This is a genomic window from Streptomyces sp. NPDC099050, assembly GCF_044759865.1.
Lineage (GTDB): Bacteria > Actinomycetota > Actinomycetes > Streptomycetales > Streptomycetaceae > Streptomyces.
The window spans coordinates 1-14984 of sequence record NZ_JBIWAE010000015.1 but is presented as its reverse complement, the minus strand read 5'-3'; the positions used below and the strand labels follow the sequence as shown (position 1 = coordinate 14984).

The window sequence follows — 14984 nt, the reverse complement described above, 5'->3', positions numbered from 1 at the left end:
AAAGGCCCCCGGGATTCCCGGGGGCCTTCCTCGCGTGGTGATCCGGAGATCCACGCGACCGCGCGACTGCGCGACCTACTCGACGGTGACGGACTTCGCCAGGTTGCGCGGCTTGTCGATGTCCCGGCCCATGGCCAGGGCGGTGTGGTACGCCAGCAGCTGCAGCGGGATGCCCATCAGGATCGGGTCCAGCTCGTCCTCGTTCTTGGGCACGAGGATCGTGTGGTCGGCCTTCTCCTGCTTGGTGTGGGCGACCGCGAGGATCCGGCCGCTGCGGGCCTTGATCTCCTCCAGGGCCGCGCGGTTCTTCTCCAGCAGGTCGTCGTCGGGGACGATCGCGACCGTCGGCAGCGAGGGCTCGATGAGGGCCAGCGGGCCGTGCTTGAGCTCGGAGGCCGGGTAGGCCTCGGCGTGGATGTAGGAGATCTCCTTGAGCTTCAGGGAGGCCTCCAGGGCCACCGGGTAGCCCCGGACGCGGCCGATGAACATCATCGACTTGGCCTCGGCGTACTCGGCGGCCAGCTTCTTGATGTCTTCCTCGCCGTCCAGGATCTCCTGGATCTGCGCGGGCAGCTTGCGCAGGCCGTCGATGATCCGCTTGCCGTCGGTGACGGACAGGTCGCGGATGCGGCCGAGGTGCACGGCGAGCAGCGCGAAGGCCACGACCGTGTTGGTGAAGCACTTGGTGGAGACGACGCAGACCTCGGGGCCGGCGTGCACGTACACGCCGCCGTCCGCCGCGCGGGCGATCGCGGAGCCGACCACGTTGACCACGCCGAGGACGCGGGCGCCCTTGCGCTTGAGCTCCTGCACGGCCGCGAGCACGTCGTACGTCTCACCGGACTGGGAGACCGCGATGTAGAGGGTGTCGGGGTCCACGACCGGGTTGCGGTAGCGGAACTCGGAGGCCGGCTCGGCGTCGGCGGGGATGCGGGCCAGGCTCTCGATGAGGCCCGCGCCGATCAGACCGGCGTGGTACGAGGTACCGCAGCCCAGGATCTTGACCCGGCGGATGCCGCGCGCCTCGCGCGGGTCCAGGTTCAGGCCGCCCAGGTGGACGGTGTTGAAGCGGTCGTCGATCCGGCCGCGCAGGACGCGGTCGACCGCGTCGGCCTGCTCGGAGATCTCCTTGTGCATGTACGTGTCGTGGCCGCCCATGTCGTAGGAGGCGGCCTCCCACTCCACGGTCTCGGGCGTGGCGGTGGTCGTCGTGCCGGAGGTGGTGTAGGTCCGGAAGTCGTCGGCCTTCAGGGTCGCCATCTCGCCGTCGTCGAGGGTGACGATCTGGCGGGTGTGGGCGACGAGCGCGGCGATGTCCGAGGCGACGAACATCTCCTTCTCGCCGATGCCGAGGACGACCGGGGAGCCGTTGCGGGCCACGACGATGCGGTCGGGGAAGTCGGCGTGCATCACGGCGATGCCGTAGGTGCCCTCGACGACCTTGAGCGCCTCGCGGACCTTCTCCTCCAGGGTGTCGGACTGGGCGCGGGCGATGAGGTGGACGAGCACCTCGGTGTCGGTCTCCGAGAGGAAGACGACCCCGTCGGCCTCCAGCTTGGCGCGCAGCTCGGAGGCGTTGTCGACGATGCCGTTGTGGACGACGGCGACCTTGTTGTCGGCGTCCAGGTGCGGGTGGGAGTTGATGTCGCTCGGGGCGCCGTGGGTGGCCCAGCGGGTGTGGGCGATGCCGGTGGTGCCGGCGAAGCGCTTGGGGACCCGCGACTCCAGCTCGCGCACGCGCCCCTTGGCCTTGACGACCTTCAGGGCCGCGGCCTTCGGGCTGTTGACGACGATGCCCGCGGAGTCGTAGCCGCGGTACTCCAGTCGCTGCAGGCCCTCCAGCAGCAGCGGTGCCACGTCACGCTTGCCGATGTAACCCACGATTCCGCACATAAGGTCTTTCCCCTCCTGAAGTTCGGTTGCTCTTGCCGCTGTCCGGATCCCCGGCAGGTGTCTCAGCCGTAGACGATGCGGCGCAGTTGCCGGAGCGAGAGCTCCGGCGGTGCCACGGCGCGGTGCGGCAGTTCGGCCGCGATCCGCTCGAAGATGTCCGCGTTGACCGCGCCCCCGGACTGGAGCTCACGGTGGCGCCGGCGGACGAACTCCTCGGTGCTCTCGTCGAAGTACGCGAGGACGTCGAGCACCACTCGGGCGGCTTCGCCCCGCTGGAGCGAGGTGCTGCGCACCAAGTGGTCGACGAGGTCTTCGTGCGACGGGCGGCGGTCGGGCATCCGTCGATATTGTCGGTGCGAGCCGCAGAACGCAAAAATCCTGCCCGAAATCGGGCAGGATCGCGCTGGTCTGGACCAGGGGAGGGGTTAATTCCGGTCTTTGGTGGTCAGAAACGACCCAAAATCGTCGCTTTCGCCGTCGTGAACTCCTCGGCCGTGAGGATCCCCGTCTGATGCAGCTCTCCCAGCTCGCGCAGCCGCCGCAGCAGGGCGTCGTGGTCCTGCGCCGGGGCGGCGGCGGGGGCGGGTGCGACGTCCGGACCCGTTTCCGGCAAGGGCGCGGGCGGGAGCGAGGGCGCGGGCGGGAGCGAGGGGGAGGGCGAGGGGGAGAGCGAGGGTGGGAACGAGAGCGAGGGCTCGGGCGCCGGCGAGGGCGCCGCCGGGTGCGGCATGCGGACCGCCACGGCGGCCGCGACCAGCGCCATCAGGGGGTCCTTCTTGAAGCCGAACAGCTCCACCGTGTACGGGTCGTACTTCGGCGCCGCGCTCTGGCCGGCGCCGGCCAGAGCGAAGCGGATCCACCCGTTCTCCAGCCCCCGCGACGGGGCCCACTCCACCGACCGCAGGTCCGCGATTCTGAACTCCCGGGCCCCGCCGGAGCGTTTGGCCTCCTCCGTCGTCCAGTTCCAGTCCAGGGCCACCCGGTCCCCGTCGAAGGCCACCGTCCCGTCGCCCGCGCCGACCGTGATCGGCACGGCGGGACCGGGCAGGAGGTAGGAGTCGGTGGGGCCGCCGTCCACCTGGTCCAGCAGCAGAGCGTGGCGGACCTCGTCCACGAAGTACTCCGCCACCCCGCCGCGGTCCGGCTCCACCGTCAGCCGGTACGGGTCGGAGGCCTCCGGCAGCCGGCCGCCCGTCACCTGGAGCAGCGGGTCGGCGCCGTCACGCAGCCGCAGGCGCAGCCGGCCCGCCTTGCGCCCCGGTTCGTAGGAGATGCCGGCCAGCGCGCGCAGCGGGACGAGTACCTCGCCCAGCGTCTGGCGCAGCAGGCCCACCCCCTTGTCGCGGCCCGGCACGATGCGCACCGCGTCCCCGTCGAAGGTCCATGTGCCGTCCTTCTGGATGATTTCCGCCATCCTTGGATTCTTGCATCGGCCCCACGAGCCCGGTTGGCCTATACCTATGCCCATGAGAGTCCCGCGACGCGTGCTCGCCGCCCTCCTCGTCCTCGCCGCCATCCCCGCGGCCACCTCCTGCAGCAGCGCCGCGAGGGGGGACGACGCCCGGCCGGGCGACGAGCCCCCCGTCGTGCTCGCGCCCTACGAACGGCTCCTGCCGGCGCCCGTCTCCGCCCGGGCCCAGGGCCCGGGGTACGCCTTCGGCCCGGGCACGGTCATCCGTACCGGCCTGACCGGCGACGAGGAGGTCCGCAAGGTCGGAGAACTCCTCGCCGAACAGTTGCGCGGCCCCAGCGGGCTGCCGCTGCCCGTGGTAGACGGCGCGGAGGGCGACGGGGTCCGGCTGCGGATCGACAGGGGCGCCGAGGCGGCGGGGGAGGAGGGCTACCGGCTGGAGTCGGGGCCCGGCGGGGTCACCCTCACCGCCCGCACGCCCGAAGGCCTCTTCCACGCCGGCCAGACGCTGCGCCAGCTCCTGCCGGTGTCCGGTCCGGGGACGGTGCCCGGCGGCACGGTCACGGACGCGCCGCGCTTCGCGTACCGGGGGGCGATGGTGGACGTGGCCCGCCACTTCTTCACGGTGGAGCAGGTCAAGAGATACGTCGACCAGCTCGCCCAGTACAAGGTCAACACCCTGCACCTGCACCTGACCGACGACCAGGGCTGGCGCATCGCGATCGACTCCTGGCCGAGGCTGGCGGAGTACGGGGGCGCGAGCGAGGTCGGCGGCGGGCCCGGCGGGCACTGGACGAAGGACGAGTACCGGGACCTGGTGGCGTACGCCTCGCAGCGGTACGTGGACGTGGTCCCCGAGATCGACATGCCCGGCCACGTGAACGCCGCGCAGGCCGCCTACGCGGAGCTGAACTGCGACGGCAAGGCGCGCGAGCGCTACACCGGGATCAAGGTCGGCTTCAGCTCGCTGTGCGTGGGCAAGGAGCGGACCTACGAGTTCATCGACCAGGTGCTGGGGGAGATCGCGGAGCTGACCCCCGGCGAGTACCTGCACATCGGCGGCGACGAGGCCCACTCCACGCCCGCGGCGGACTACGCGGCCTTCATGGACCGGGCCCAGGCGGTGGTGGCGAAGCACGGCAAGACGGTGGTGGCCTGGCACCAGCTCGCGACGGCCCGGCCGGCTCCGGGGGCGGTGCTCCAGTACTGGGGCCACGACCGCACGGCGGCGGCCGAGAAGGCGGCGGTGGCCGCGGCGGCCAAGGCGGGCAGCCCGGTCATCCTGTCCCCGGCGGACCGGCTCTACCTGGACATGAAGTACGACAAGGAGACCAAGCCGGGGCTGGCCTGGGCCGGGTACGTACCGGTGCGCCGCGCCTACGACTGGGACCCGGGGGCCTACCTGACGGGCCTGCCGGAGTCCGCGGTCCTCGGGGTGGAGGCCCCGCTGTGGACGGAGACGATCGCGACCCGGGAGGACTGGGAGCAGATGGCCTTCCCGCGCGTCCTGGGCCTGGCGGAACTGGGCTGGTCCCCGGCCGCCACCCGTGACTGGACCTCGTACCGCCTGCGCCTGGCCGCCCAGGGCCCCCGCCTGGACGCCCAGGACATCAACTACCTCCGGGCACCGGACGTGCCGTGGCAGTAGGGCCGCGTGCGGGCGGTCCGCAGCCGGCGGCGCTCCGCTAGAGCTCCGCGGTCGGGTCCTCGCTGGGTGCCCGGCCCGCGTAGGCCTCCGCGAGGAGCTGCTCCTCGCTCGCGCCGAGACGCCAGTAACCGGTGAAGCGGACCGCGCGGCGGTCGATGCCGCAGTCCTGGACGAAGTGCTTGCGGACCGCCCGGATCGTCGCGGACTCGCCCGCGATCCAGGCGTACGGGGCTGCGGCGGCGGGCCGTTCGGCGGTGCGGAGGGCGTCCAGGACCCGGTCGGTGCGTTCGCGGCCGGCGCCGGGGTCCCGTACGACCCAGGTGATGTCCGCGCCGGCGGGCGTCGGGAGGTACAGCCGGTCCTCCTCGTGCGGGACCTCGAACCAGGCCCTGACCGGGGTGCCCGCCGGGAGGCGGTCCAGGATCGCGGCGGCCGCGGGCAGGGCGGTCTCGTCCGCGTAGAGGAGGAACGCGTCGGTGGCGGCCGGTGGCTGGAAGCGTACGGACTTGTTCTCCGCGACGGCCGGACCGATCGCCATGATCCGGCGGCCGGTCACCGCGCGGCCCGCCCAGGACGAGGCGGGGGAGGAACTTCCGTGCAGGACGAAGTCGATGTCCACCTCGTCCACGCCGGCGGCCGTCCGGCGCTGTTCGCGGACCGTGTAGGAGCGCATCACCGGGCGCTCCTCGTCCGGCATCCCGCGCCAGTCCGCGAACCAGGTGTCCTCGTCCGTGGACGGCAGCACCGTGTGCTCCCGGCCGGCGGGCGGCAGGAAGAGGGAGAGGCTCTGGTCGTAGCCGCCCGAGCGGAAGCCGCTCAGGGACTCGCCGCCGAAGGTGATCCGCAGGAAGGAGCGGCCGAGCCGGCGCGTGCGGAGCACTTCGAGGGCGAAGAAGCGGAAGTGGGGGGCGTCATTGGCGATTCCGGCGGCTTCGGGTGCGGCGTCCGGGGCGGTGGCGGTCATGCGGTCCCCCTGGGAGTCGGGTCGGTGGCGGGCCGGGCGGCCGGTACGGCAGCGGGGCGCTGCGGCCCGTTGGTGCGCGGGATGCGGCAGAAGGCCCCGGCGCCTGGGTGGGGCGCCGGGGCCGGACTGTCAGGGGCTGGGGGCCGGGGGCCGCGGGTCAGCTGACCTTCTTGGCGTTCTGGATGGCCTTGGTGAGCTCTTCGAGGATCTGCGCGCACTTCTCGTAGGAGTAGATCGGCTCGGTCACGCGGGGGGTGATCTGGCCGGCCTTGACGGCCGGCATCTCGGCCCAGGTCGGCTTGGCCTTCAGCTCCTGCGGCTGGAGGGTGCCGGTGCGGTTGTCGAGGAGGACGACGTCGGCCTTGTACTTGCCGGCGTTCTCCCAGCTGAGGCTCTCGAAGAAACCGCCCTCGACCTTGTCCGGGACGATGAACTCGACGCCGAGCGACTGGAAGTACTTCAGGTCGGCGGAGGTGGCCGGGGTGGAGACGTAGAACAGGTCGGCGGCGCCGGAACCGACGAGCACCTTGATGCCCGGGTTCGCCTTGGTGGCCTCGCGGAGCTTCGCGGAGGCGGCCTCGAAGCGGGCCTTGGCGTCGACGGTCTTCTTGGTGTTCAGGTCGGCGCCCAGGGACTTCGCGAGGTCCGCGGTGCGGGCCAGGGCCTTGTCCATCGTGACGTCGCCGCCCACGCCGATCGCGGCGGCCGGGGCCAGCTTCAGGATCTTGTCCTTGGAGGCTTCCGGCAGGTACCAGTAACTGCCCGGCTCCCAGGTGTTGGTCACCAGGAGGTCGGGCTGGAGGGCCGCGTACTTCTCGACGTTGAACTCGTCGTAGACGTTGCCGAGGATCTCGACCTTGGAGATGTCCATCGAGCCGGCCTGCACGTCGGCCTTGCCGTCGGCGGTCTTCGTCGGGCCGAACACGCCCTTGACCTCGACCCCGTAGTCGTGGAGCGCGGCGGCGGTGCCGGTGAAGGCGACGATGTTCTTCGGCGCGGACTTGGTGGTGACGTCCTTGCCCATGTCGTCCTTGAAGCTCCAGGGCCCCGAGGCCGCGGAGCCCGCGCCCTTGTCGCCCGAACCGTCCTTCGCGGAGTCGCTGCCACCGCAGGCGGTGAGCGCGGCCACGAGGCCGAGGGCGCCGCCCGCCGCGATGAGGCCGCGGCGGGTGAGGAGGGAGGAGCGGGACTTGGGCATGGGGAGGTCCACTTTCGTGCGTACTGGGTGGCTCGGGCGTTCGATAGGAAGGTTAGCCTAACCTTGGCTGAAAATGGTACGGGGCCCTCCGCCTGGAGGGCCCCGTACCGCACCGCCGACGGCCGCTAGGCGGAAAGTCCCAGCTCACGGGCGATCAGCATGCGCTGCACCTCGCTCGTTCCCTCACCGATCTCCAGGATCTTGGAGTCGCGCCACATGCGGGCCACCGGGTACTCGTTCATGAACCCGTAGCCGCCGTGGATCTGCGTGGCGTCGCGCGCGTTGTCGACCGCCACCGTCGAGGAGTACAGCTTCGCGATGGCCGCCTCCTTCTTGAACGGCTCCCCGGCCACGAGCCGGGAGGCCGCGTCGCGCCAGCCGATCCGGGCCATGTGGGCGCGCATCTCCATGTCCGCCAGCTTGAACTGGATGGCCTGGTTGTCGCCGATCGCCTTGCCGAAGGCGTGCCGCTCCTTGGCGTACTTCACCGACTCGTCCACGCAGCCCTGCGCCAGGCCCGTCGCGAGCGCCGAGATGGCCACGCGGCCCTCGTCCAGGATCCGCAGGAACTGGGCGTAGCCGCGGCCCTCCGCGCCGACCAGGTTGGCGAGGGGGACCCGTACGCCGTCGAAGGAGAGCTCACGGGTGTCCGAGGAGTTCCAGCCGACCTTGGAGTAGGGCGCGGCCACCGTGAAGCCGGGGGTGCCCGACGGGACGATGATCGAGGAGATCTCGGGGCGGCCGTCCGCCTTGCGGCCCGTCACGGCGGTGACGGTGACCAGGCCGGTGATGTCCGTACCGGAGTTGGTGATGAAGCACTTGGAACCGTTGATGACCCACTCGTCGCCGTCCCGCACGGCGGTCGTACGGGTGCCGCCCGCGTCGGAGCCCGCGCCGGGCTCGGTCAGGCCGAAGGCGCCCAGGATCTCGCCGGAGCACATCCGCGGCAGCCACTCCCGCTTCTGCTCCTCGGTGCCGAACAGGTAGAGCGGCATCGCGCCGAGCGAGACGCCGGCCTCCAGGGTGATGGCGACCGAGGAGTCGACGCGGGCCAGCTCCTCCAGGGCGATGCCGAGGGCGAGATAGTCGCCGCCCATGCCGCCGTACTCCTCCGGGAAGGGCAGGCCGAACAGGCCCATGCGGCCCATCTCGCGGACGATCTCGTACGGGAACTCGTGCCGCTCGTACAGATCGCCGATCTTGGGCGCCACCACATCGTGCGCGAACGCCTCTACGGTGCGACGGAGTTCCTCGTGCTCGGGGGTGAGCCGGTGGTCGAGGGCCATGGTCTTCGTTACTCCTTGTGGGAGAGGGCGCGGACGGTACGGGAGGGGCTCGGTCGCCCCAGCTGCTCGGCCATCCACACGCTCGTGGCGGTGAGGGCGGCCAGATCGACCCCGGTCTCGATGCCGAGGCCGTCGAGCATCCAGACGAGGTCCTCGGTCGCGAGATTGCCGGTGGCGCTCTTGGCGTACGGGCATCCGCCGAGGCCGCCCGCGGACGCGTCGACGGTGGTCACGCCGTGCTGGAGCGCGGCGAGGGTGTTGGACAGGGCCTGGCCGTAGGTGTCGTGGAAGTGCACGCCGAGCCGGTCGGTGCCCACGCCCTCCTCGTTGAGCGCGGACAGCAGGGCCCGCACGTGACCCGGGGTGGCGACGCCGATGGTGTCGCCGAGGCTCAGCTCGTCACAGCCGAGGTCGAGGAGGGCCTTGGCGACGCCGACCACCTGGTGGACCGGGACGGGTCCCTCCCAGGGATCGCCGAAGCACATGGAGAGGTAGCCGCGGACGTGCGCCCCGTGCTCCTTGGCGCGGGCCACGACGGGCTCGAACATCGCGAGGGACTCGGCGACGGTGCGGTTGAGGTTGCGGGAGGCGAAGGTCTCGGTGGCCGAACCGATCACGGCGATCCGGTCGGCCCCGAGGGCGAGCGCGCGGTCGAGGCCGCGCTCGTTGGGGACGAGGACCGGCAGCGCGGCCGGCACGTCGGCGAGCAGCGGGAACAGCTCGTCGGCGTCGGCCAGCTGGGGGATCCACCGGGGGTGCACGAAGCTGGTGGCCTCGATGGTGGTGAGCCCGGCCGCGGCGAGCCGGTGCACGAACTCGGCCTTCACGTGGGTCGGGACGGCCGTCTTCTCGTTCTGCAGCCCGTCGCGCGCGCCGACCTCGTGGATGCGGATCCGGGCCGGGAGGCCCTCGTCGGCGAAGCTCATCGGAAGCCCGTTCATTCGCCCTTCTCCTCCTCGTCGGGGGTGACCACGGCCAGGATTTGGTCCATGGCGACCGTGGTGCCGGGGGTCACGTCGAGTTCGGTGACGGTGCCGGCGTGCGGGGCGGAGATGACGTGCTCCATCTTCATGGCCTCGACGACGAGCAGGCTCTGACCGGCGGCCACCTTCTCGCCCACGGTCACCTTGACCACCGTGACGGTGCCGGGCATGGGGGCGGCGAGGGTGTCGGCGCCTGCGCGACCCGCGCCGCGCAGGCCGGCCTCGACCGGGTCGTGCGCCTGGACGTGCCAGGAGTCGCCGTCACGGCCGAGCCAGGTCCCCTCCGGGGAGGCGGCGTGGGCGAAGCGGTGCGTGACGCCGTCCAGTTCGACCGTGAGGTGCTCGGGGGTGAGCTGCACGATCCGGCCCCGGGCCGGGGTGCTGGGGCTCCGCCCCAGACCCCGCGCCTCAAACGCCGGCGGGGCTGGATTGGGCTGGGCGCCGCCGTCGGGTGCGGGCAAAGGATGTGGTTGCGCCGCGGAGGATGCCGGGGCCGGCGAGTCCGTCCGCGCCGCGGAGGCGGCCGGAGCCGGCGAGTCCGTGCGTGTTGCGGAGTCGTCCGCGTCCAGCAGCAGCTCCGTGTCCCGGCCCGTTCCGGTAGGGCGGGTGCGGACCGTGACCGGGTCCTGGCCCGGGAGGCGGAAGTGGTGGACCGTCCAGGCGGGGGTGCCGCCGAGGCGCCAGCCGGTGGCGGCGTCGAACGGGTCGACCCAGCCCTTCAGCCCGTCCGGCGTTTGAGGACCGGGGTCCGGGGCGGAGCCCCGGTTTCGGGAAGGGGCGGGGTGGGGGAACGCGCCCCCGGCCAGCAGCGCGGCCGCCGCGTACACCTCGTCCGGGACCCCGTCGGGGAGGAGCTGGGACAGGTCCCGCTCGACCAGGCCCGTGTCCAGGTCCCCGGACACCACGTCCGGGTGGGCCAGCAGGCGGCGCAGGAAGCCCGTGTTGGTCTGGACGCCCAGGATCACGGTGTCCGCGAGGGCGCCCCGCAGGACGCGCAGCGCCGCCGCCCGGTCGGGACCGTAGGCGATGACCTTCGACAGCATCGGGTCGTAGGTCGACCCGGTGTCGACCCCCACCGCCAGCCCGGAGTCCGTACGGACGGAGCCGCCGGACGGCTCCGACAGGGCCAGCACCATGCCGCCGGACGGCAGGAAGCCCCGCGCCCCTTCTCTGTTGGACACGGTCTCCGCGCAGACGCGGGCCTCGATGGCGTGGCCGGTGAGGGTGACTTCCGACTGGCCGAAGCCCAGCTCCGCGCCCGCCGCGACCCGGAGCTGCTGCTCCACCAAGTCCAGGCCCGTGATGAGCTCGGTGACCGGGTGCTCCACCTGGAGCCGGGTGTTCATCTCCATGAAGAAGTACGAGGAGGGGTCGCCGCCCGGGACGATGAACTCCACCGTGCCCGCGCCGACGTACCCGCAGGACCGCGCCGCCTCCACCGCCGCCGCGCCCATCGAGGCCCGCAGCTCCGGCGTCAGCAGCACCGACGGGGCCTCCTCGATCACCTTCTGGTGGCGCCGCTGGAGCGAGCACTCGCGCTCCCCGAGGTGCACCACGTTCCCGTGCGCGTCCGCCAGTACCTGGATCTCGATGTGCCGGGGCCGGTCCACCCAGCGCTCCACGAGCAGGGTGTCGTCGCCGAAGGAGGACTTCGCCTCGCGCCGGGCCGCCGCAATCTCCTCGCCGAGCAGCCCGGCGTCCCGTACCAGCCGCATGCCCTTGCCGCCGCCGCCCGCCGAGGGCTTCAGCAGCACCGGCATGCCGATCTCCTCGGCGGCGGCGACCAGGTCGGCGTCGGTCAGCCCGCTGCCCGAGGAGCCGGGCACCACGGGCACGCCCGCCGCCTTCACGGTCTCCTTGGCGCGGATCTTGTCGCCCATCAGGGAGATCGCCGAGGCCGGCGGCCCGATGAAGGCCAGGCCCGCGTCCGTGCAGGCGGCCGCGAAGGCGGCGTTCTCCGCGAGGAAGCCGTACCCGGGGTGGACGGCCTCGGCTCCCGTGCGGCGCGCCGCGTCGAGCAGCCGCTCCACCGACAGGTAGCTCTCGGCGGCCGCCGCCGGGCCGATGCGGACGGCCGTGTCGGCCTCCCGTACGTGCCGGGCGTCCGCGTCGGCGTCGCTGAAGACGGCCACGGAGCGGATGCCGAGCTCCCGCAGCGTGCGGATGACGCGGACCGCGATCTCGCCCCGGTTGGCGACCAGAACAGTGCTGAACATCAGTGAGGTCCTCACGTCACATACGGAAGATGCCGAAGCCCGGCTGTGTTTGATCCTTTTGGCCCAATGGGGCGTTCGCGCACGCGGTCAGGGCCAGTCCCAGCACCTGCCGGGTCTCCATCGGGTCGATGACCCCGTCGTCCCACAGCCGCGCCGTGGCGTAGTAGGCGCTGCCCTGTTCCTCGTACTGCGCCCGGACCGGGGCCTTGAAGGCCTCCTCGTCCTCGGCGGGCCACTCCTGGCCCGCGCCCTCGATCTGGTCGCGCTTGACCGTCGCGAGGACGGAGGCCGCCTGCTCGCCGCCCATCACCGAGATCTTGGCGTTGGGCCACATCCACAGGAAGCGGGGGCTGTACGCCCGCCCGCACATCGAGTAGTTGCCCGCGCCGTACGAGCCGCCGACCACCACCGTGAGCTTGGGGACCCGGGTGCAGGCCACGGCCGTGACCATCTTGGCGCCGTGCTTGGCGATGCCGCCCGCTTCGTAGTCCCGGCCGACCATGAAGCCGGAGATGTTCTGGAGGAACAGCAGCGGGATGCCGCGCTGGTCGCACAGCTCGATGAAGTGCGCGCCCTTCTGGGCCGATTCGGAGAACAGGATGCCGTTGTTGGCGACGATCCCGACCGGGTGCCCGTGGATCCGGGCGAAGCCGGTGACCAGGGTCTGCCCGAACTCCGCCTTGAACTCCTGGAAGCGGGAGCCGTCCACGATCCGGGCGATGATCTCGCGGGCGTCGTAGGGGGTGCGGGAGTCGACCGGGACCGCGCCGTACAGCCCGTACGGGTCCACCTTGGGCTCCTCGGGAGCCTCGACCGACCAGGGCAGGGCCTGGCGCTCGGGCAGGGTCGCCACGATGTTCCGTACGATCCGCAGCGCGTGGGCGTCGTCCTCCGCGAGGTGGTCGGTGACCCCGGAGGTCCGGGAGTGGACCTCGCCGCCGCCCAGCTCCTCGGCCGTGACCACCTCGCCGGTGGCGGCCTTCACCAGCGGCGGGCCGCCGAGGAAGATCGTGCCCTGGCCGCGGACGATGACGGCCTCGTCGCTCATGGCCGGGACGTACGCGCCGCCCGCCGTGCAGGAGCCGAGGACGGCGGCGATCTGCGGGATGCCGGCCCCCGACATGCGGGCCTGGTTGTAGAAGATGCGGCCGAAGTGGTCCCGGTCGGGGAAGACCTCGTCCTGCATGGGGAGGAAGGCGCCGCCCGAGTCGACCAGGTAGAGGCAGGGGAGACGGTTCTCCAGGGCCACCTCCTGGGCGCGCAGGTGCTTCTTCACCGTCATCGGGTAGTACGTGCCCCCCTTGACGGTGGCGTCGTTCGCCACGATCACGCACTCGCGGCCGCTGACCCGGCCGATGCCGGCGATGACCCCGGCGGCCGGGGCCGCGCCCCCGTACATCCCCTCGGCGGCCAGCGGGGCCAGCTCCAGGAAGGGGGACCCCGGGTCGAGGAGGGCGTCCACGCGGTCGCGCGGCAGCAGCTTCCCGCGGGCGGTGTGGCGGGCGCGGGCCTTCTCCCCGCCGCCGAGCCGGGCCGCCTCCAGCCGGGCCCGCAGGCCCTCGGAGAGCTCTCGGTGGGCGGCCTCGTTGGCCCGCCAGGCGTCGGACGCCGGATCGGCGGCGCTCGTCAGCACTGGTGCCTGCTGCATCGGTCGAGCTCCCTTGCTCGGTGCGCTCCGGTTAATGAGCGTTAACGCATGTGAGGCCTAGGTTAACGACCGCTAACCGCCCTGTCTAGAATGGATTCCCATGAGCACCAGAGCGGTCGCCCCGACCAGGCGCGAGCAGATCCTCGGCGAGGCTGCGCGCCTCTTCGCCGAGCGCGGTTTCCACGGCGTGGGCGTGGACGAGATAGGGGCCGCGGTGGGCATCAGCGGACCCGGCCTGTACCGGCATTTCGCGGGCAAGGACGCGATGCTCGCCGAGCTGCTCGTCGGCATCAGCGAACGGCTGCTCACGGGCGGCCGCCGCCGGGTGGAGGAGGCCGCCGCTGCCCCGCACGGGGATCAGGCAGCTGTACTGGCCTCCCTCATCGACGGCCACATCGACTTCGCGCTCGACGACCGGGCGCTGATCACCCTCCACGACCGGGAGCTGGACCGGCTGCGCGAGGCCGACCGCAAGCTCGTGCGGCAGCTGCAGCGCAAGTATGTCGAGCTGTGGGTCGACGTCGTACGGGAGCTGCACCCCGAGGTGGGCGAGGCGGAGGTACGCGTCTCCGTGCACGCGGTCTTCGGCCTGCTGAACTCCACCCCGCACCTCGCGGCGCTCGGCCGGGACGCGACCGAGTCGCTGCTGCGGCGGCTCGCGAACGGGGCCTTCGGGGCGCTGTCGGGATGACCGGGCGCGTCCGCAGGTCGGGATGGACGGGACGGCTCCGGGTGCTCGGCGGCAGAATGGGCCGCATGCCGAAGCCGATAGAGACGCCTGTGCCCAGTCGAGCCGAACTCATCGACCACCTGGTCCGCACGCGGATCGCGGGGGACGTCGCCACTCCGCGCGAGAACAATCTGTCCCACTACCGCAAGCTCGCCAACGGCGACCGGCACTACTGGCTGGGCCTGGAGCTGGGCGACCGCTGGACGGACGAGCAGGACGTGCTCGCGGTGATGGCCGAGCGGTGCGGGGTCGTGGACGACCCCGCGCACCGCGTCGGCCAGGACACCATCGACCCCGAACTCACCGTGTCCGCCCTCGACCGGATGGCGGCGCGGCTGCGCAAGGCCGCGCTGGACCGGCAGAGCGTGCTGCTGGCCACGGGGCACCCGGGCGGGCTGCTGGACGTGCACCGGGCCACGGCCGACGCGTTGCGCTCCGCGGGCTGCGAGATCGTGGTGATCCCGGCGGGGCTGGTCGCCGACGAGGGGTCGGTGTGGCAGTTCGCGGACGTCGCGGTCATGGAGCGGGGTGCGACGTTGTGGCACACCCACTCCCCGGAGCCGATGGCGGCCATCCTGGACGCGCTGGCGGCGCTGGGCCGCCCCCAGCCCGACCTGGTCGTCGCCGACCACGGCTGGGCGGGCTGCGCGGCGCAGCGCGGGCTGGACGCGGTGGGCTACGCCGACTGCAACGACCCGGCGCTGTTCCTGGCGGAGGCGGAGGGGACGCTGCAGGTGGCGGTGCCGCTGGATGACCATGTTCGGGACCCGCGCTTCTATGACCCGATGGTCGCTTATCTGCTGGGGGCGGCGGGGCTGCTCTAGCCCTGCGGCGGCGTTGCGCCTCAAGCGCCGGCGGGGCTGGGGGTGGCTGGGGTGCGTGGGGGCTGGCTGCGGGTGGGGGGGGGGGGCGGGGGGGGGGGGGGGGGGGGGGGGGGGGGGGGGGGGGGGGGTTGGGGGGGGGGGGGGGGGGCGGGGGGGGCGCGGGGGATCTAGAGCCTCAAACAA

The 14984-nt window shown here is 72.4% G+C and carries 12 protein-coding genes; 3 read left to right on the top strand and 9 right to left on the bottom strand.

What is annotated here, in order from left to right:
* Positions 1–75: 75 nt before the first annotated feature.
* The 3 genes from glmS to ACIQV3_RS24175 all read right to left on the bottom strand — a co-directional run bounded on the left by glmS (position 76) and on the right by ACIQV3_RS24175 (position 3307).
* Positions 76–1893, bottom strand: a complete 1818-nt coding sequence (gene glmS, locus ACIQV3_RS24185; RefSeq protein WP_403715009.1) for a glutamine--fructose-6-phosphate transaminase (isomerizing) — start codon at positions 1891–1893, stop codon at positions 76–78.
* A 62-nt stretch (positions 1894–1955) separates the two neighbouring features.
* On the bottom strand, positions 1956–2231 hold the full coding sequence (locus ACIQV3_RS24180) for a hypothetical protein (protein WP_250741293.1): 276 nt from the start codon (positions 2229–2231) through the stop codon (positions 1956–1958).
* Between the two features lie 107 nt (positions 2232–2338).
* Positions 2339–3307, bottom strand: a complete 969-nt coding sequence (locus tag ACIQV3_RS24175) for a DUF4429 domain-containing protein (protein ID WP_403715007.1) — start codon at positions 3305–3307, stop codon at positions 2339–2341.
* A 52-nt stretch (positions 3308–3359) separates the two neighbouring features.
* On the opposite strand from ACIQV3_RS24175, the gene ACIQV3_RS24170 reads away from it, so the two are divergent.
* Positions 3360–4952 carry a beta-N-acetylhexosaminidase gene (locus ACIQV3_RS24170; RefSeq protein ID WP_403715004.1) on the top strand — a complete coding sequence of 531 codons (1593 nt, stop codon included), beginning with the start codon at positions 3360–3362 and terminating at the stop codon, positions 4950–4952.
* A gap of 37 nt (positions 4953–4989) precedes the next feature.
* On the opposite strand, the gene ACIQV3_RS24165 is transcribed toward ACIQV3_RS24170, so the two are convergent.
* From ACIQV3_RS24165 to ACIQV3_RS24140, 6 genes are all read right to left on the bottom strand, one after another.
* Positions 4990–5916 (bottom strand): siderophore-interacting protein, encoded by a 927-nt coding sequence (locus tag ACIQV3_RS24165; RefSeq protein WP_403715002.1) that lies wholly within the window; start codon positions 5914–5916, stop codon positions 4990–4992.
* Between the two features lie 157 nt (positions 5917–6073).
* Complete coding sequence (locus tag ACIQV3_RS24160) at positions 6074–7114, bottom strand: ABC transporter substrate-binding protein (RefSeq protein WP_403715000.1); 1041 nt, start codon at positions 7112–7114, stop codon at positions 6074–6076.
* Between the two features lie 125 nt (positions 7115–7239).
* Complete coding sequence (locus ACIQV3_RS24155; protein ID WP_403714998.1) at positions 7240–8400, bottom strand: acyl-CoA dehydrogenase family protein; 1161 nt, start codon at positions 8398–8400, stop codon at positions 7240–7242.
* 8 nt (positions 8401–8408) lie between these two features.
* Complete coding sequence (locus ACIQV3_RS24150; protein ID WP_403714996.1) at positions 8409–9341, bottom strand: hydroxymethylglutaryl-CoA lyase; 933 nt, start codon at positions 9339–9341, stop codon at positions 8409–8411.
* On the bottom strand, positions 9338–11599 hold the full coding sequence (locus tag ACIQV3_RS24145; protein ID WP_403714994.1) for a biotin carboxylase N-terminal domain-containing protein: 2262 nt from the start codon (positions 11597–11599) through the stop codon (positions 9338–9340). Before ACIQV3_RS24145 ends, ACIQV3_RS24150 begins: the two co-directional genes overlap by 4 nt.
* Before the next feature lie 16 nt (positions 11600–11615).
* The gene (locus tag ACIQV3_RS24140) at positions 11616–13247 is read right to left on the bottom strand and encodes a carboxyl transferase domain-containing protein (protein ID WP_403714993.1); all 1632 of its coding nucleotides are present in this window, start codon (positions 13245–13247) and stop codon (positions 11616–11618) included.
* Positions 13248–13347: 100 nt separating this feature from the next.
* Here ACIQV3_RS24140 and ACIQV3_RS24135 point away from each other — a divergent pair, with 100 nt between their 5' ends.
* Together ACIQV3_RS24135 and ACIQV3_RS24130 are read left to right on the top strand one after the other, a co-directional pair.
* Complete coding sequence (locus ACIQV3_RS24135) at positions 13348–13938, top strand: TetR/AcrR family transcriptional regulator (RefSeq protein WP_403714991.1); 591 nt, start codon at positions 13348–13350, stop codon at positions 13936–13938.
* A 65-nt stretch (positions 13939–14003) separates the two neighbouring features.
* Positions 14004–14801, top strand: coding sequence for a phosphatase (locus ACIQV3_RS24130; RefSeq protein ID WP_403714989.1), 798 nt, complete (start codon positions 14004–14006; stop codon positions 14799–14801).
* Positions 14802–14984: the final 183 nt, after the last annotated feature.

Bases quoted from the DNA above. Each gene is read 5' to 3' on its own strand.
- glmS (WP_403715009.1), bottom strand. From the start codon at position 1,893: ATGTGCGGAATCGTGGGTTACATCGGCAAGCGTGACGTGGCACCGCTG.
- ACIQV3_RS24180 (WP_250741293.1), bottom strand. From the start codon at position 2,231: ATGCCCGACCGCCGCCCGTCGCACGAAGACCTCGTCGACCACTTGGTG.
- ACIQV3_RS24175 (WP_403715007.1), bottom strand. From the start codon at position 3,307: ATGGCGGAAATCATCCAGAAGGACGGCACATGGACCTTCGACGGGGAC.
- ACIQV3_RS24170 (WP_403715004.1), top strand. From the start codon at position 3,360: ATGAGAGTCCCGCGACGCGTGCTCGCCGCCCTCCTCGTCCTCGCCGCC.
- ACIQV3_RS24165 (WP_403715002.1), bottom strand. From the start codon at position 5,916: ATGACCGCCACCGCCCCGGACGCCGCACCCGAAGCCGCCGGAATCGCC.
- ACIQV3_RS24160 (WP_403715000.1), bottom strand. From the start codon at position 7,114: ATGCCCAAGTCCCGCTCCTCCCTCCTCACCCGCCGCGGCCTCATCGCG.
- ACIQV3_RS24155 (WP_403714998.1), bottom strand. From the start codon at position 8,400: ATGGCCCTCGACCACCGGCTCACCCCCGAGCACGAGGAACTCCGTCGC.
- ACIQV3_RS24150 (WP_403714996.1), bottom strand. From the start codon at position 9,341: ATGAACGGGCTTCCGATGAGCTTCGCCGACGAGGGCCTCCCGGCCCGG.
- ACIQV3_RS24145 (WP_403714994.1), bottom strand. From the start codon at position 11,599: ATGTTCAGCACTGTTCTGGTCGCCAACCGGGGCGAGATCGCGGTCCGC.
- ACIQV3_RS24140 (WP_403714993.1), bottom strand. From the start codon at position 13,247: ATGCAGCAGGCACCAGTGCTGACGAGCGCCGCCGATCCGGCGTCCGAC.
- ACIQV3_RS24135 (WP_403714991.1), top strand. From the start codon at position 13,348: ATGAGCACCAGAGCGGTCGCCCCGACCAGGCGCGAGCAGATCCTCGGC.
- ACIQV3_RS24130 (WP_403714989.1), top strand. From the start codon at position 14,004: ATGCCGAAGCCGATAGAGACGCCTGTGCCCAGTCGAGCCGAACTCATC.